At 28.8% G+C, this 2773-nt stretch carries 1 protein-coding gene; it reads right to left on the reverse strand.

What is annotated here, in order from left to right; all coding sequences use genetic code 11:
* Positions 1-277: 277 nt before the first annotated feature.
* Positions 278-2773 (reverse strand): SbcC/MukB-like Walker B domain-containing protein (locus CN514_RS22375; protein ID WP_141529487.1); only part of this gene is annotated, 2496 nt, incomplete at its 5' end.

Raw genomic sequence — 2773 nt, forward strand, 5'->3', positions numbered from 1 at the left:
GTAAGTAAATTTCTGATCAGATTAAATATATTGAAAATTTAATATATTTAGATTTTTAATTATTATATCTATTCTTGTTTAAATATGCAATACTATGTCATTTTTTGCCAATCCCCTCCATTCAACAGGTTCATTCAAAGGATTATTAAAATAAGATTTTATATTATTAATGTATTTATAGATAACTATATTTCATTCAAAAAAATTCTAATCGAACTCTTTTTAGTAAAAATAAAAAACCGGAAACATTCGCTTTGTTTCCGGTTCTCTTACAGCTTTATTTAATTAAAATTGATAACTCTGAATACCCCTTATTCGTTTTATGAACTTCAATTACTGCAGGCATTGCATCCTTTACATCTTGCACATGAGAAATAACGCCAATTAAACGGCCAGATTTTTGAAGCTGAATAAGTGTGTCAATTGCTTTTGATAATAATTCATCATCTAGCGATCCAAATCCCTCATCTATAAATAACGTATCAATTGATACGCCACCTTTATGTGCTTGAATAATATCGGCCATACCTAATGCTAAACAAAGTGATGCATTAAACTGCTCTCCACCAGATAATGTTTTTACATCCCTAGCAAGACCCGTATAGGAATCATATACTTCCAATCCTAAACCACTTTGTTTCCTTCCTTTTTCAACTGCATCTTTTCGTTGCAATTGAAATTGGCCATTTGATAAATGATCAAGTCGGATATTTGCCGATTCAATAATTTGTTCAAAATAATCCAATAAGACATATCGCTCAAACGATATCATTTTATCATTATCGCCTTTTGTAACTTTATATAAATCCGTTAAACCTGCTAATTTTTGCTCAGTTTTTACAAAATCCTCTTGATATATTTGTAGGTCAATTTTCAATTGACTTAATCGCTTATTTAATTCTTGAATACGTATCATCTCATTAACGATCGAATCTAAATGCTGAGTAATTTCTTGTATCTTCATTTTAAGTTCGCTTACATCAACTTTTTCCATCGATTGAACTTGTTTTTCAAGCAATTCTTTTTCAGTACTTAGTCTCTGAAGATTCTCTTCAAACATTGATAAATCATTTCGATATTGATCAATCGTTCGAATATATTCAATTGCACTTATAAACTCTGATTCACCATTAAACTCGTACTCAGCAATTTTTTTATGATAAAGAATCGTTGTTGATTGAATCTCTTCCTTTAATTTTAACACTTCTTTCTCGAGATGAGTACGAGTAGTCTCTTTAACCGTCTTCTGTTCAGTTAGGTTTCTATATTCTTCTTCAATTTTTGAAATTTTAGCTTTTAATATTGCTATATTTTTTTCAATTTCATTTTTTTCCCATTGCCATTTCTCAAGTGTTCTTAAAGATTCAGGTAATTTTGATTCAATTTGTACGATCTGAATTTTTAATTCATTTAATTCATTCGTAAACTTATTCAATGCTTCAGTCTTCTCTGTATCTTTTACAATTAAATCCCTAATTAATTGTTCTTTTGTTTTTATTACATTATTAATCTTTTCGAAAGTAGCTTTTTTCTCAGTCAGATTTTTTAAGTTTGATTCATTCTCATTGAACTCATTAGCAAGAGCTTTAAGACCTTCATTTGTAAAATCAAATTGTCCATGCTCTTCAAAAAATGATTGTTCATCAATTTTTAATGAGTTTTCTTTACTTTTAATTTCCCCCTGAATAGTTGCTAGTTGAGTCTGGAATTGATTTACTTGCATTTTCAATTTTTCTGCTTCTTCTTCATTGACAGTCCCATTAAATTTAGCAAGTGATGGGTGATGGGTGTTTCCACAAACTGGACATTGCTCTTGATCTTTTAAATCTTTCGCTAAAAAAGCGGCTTTTTGCTGATGCATTTCACTTTCAATTCTGTCCAATTCATTTTTCAGCTTAAAATGGTCTAAATTTTTTATTTGATATTCATTTCGTTTTTGCTCTAATTCTTTTTTTGCAAAAAAGATTCGTTTAGCAAACCCACCTTTTAGTGAGATTTCCTTGTTAAATAAGGAGAGTTTTGCCCATTGATCATGAACACCTTCTAAATCATTTAGTTGCTGTTTTAATTGATTTAATTCTTCGTTCTCTTTCTTTAAACCATCTTGTAATGTCTTTTCTTCATTTTCAACTAATAGGATCTGCTTTGACTTGTTATGAAACGCTACTTTATGATTTTGAAATAGATCGATATCTTCTTTTAACGCTAATAAATTACTCAATTGGCTTTCTAAACTACCTAATTTTTTTTGCTCTTCAGGTAATGTAGTGACTTCTGCAGAGATTTTTTCAATTTTAAAGAGTGTTTCTTTTAAACTTTCTATTTCGAATAATAATTTATCGTTCGTTACTTGAAGTGAATTTTTTAGTTTTTCAAGTTCAGTTTTTATAGGCAATACTTTTTCAGCGTTTGCGGCTAATTTTATTTTTGCTTTTTTATCTTCTATTTCTAACTCTTGACCTTTTAACATAGTTAATAATTCAATTACTTCATGTAATCGTTCAATATTTTTATTATGGGCTTCTGCTGAAAATAGCTCTTGCTGACTAACTTCTAATTGTGATTTTTGGATTTTCTCATTTTCTTCAAGCCTTTTTAAATCATCCATTATACTTACTATATGTTCAGTCAAAATCTCATTAACAATATGAAGATTAATTTGAGAATCGTCGGCAATTTGAATTCCTTTTTCGCTTAACAATTTTTCAATCACTTCTAATTTAATAACGATTTTCTGCTTTAAATTAGTAAATTTACTTTCCATGTTTTTTCT

It is taken from the genome of Bacillus sp. AFS001701, from assembly GCF_002559405.1.
Taxonomy (GTDB): Bacteria; Bacillota; Bacilli; order Bacillales; family Bacillaceae_G; genus Gottfriedia.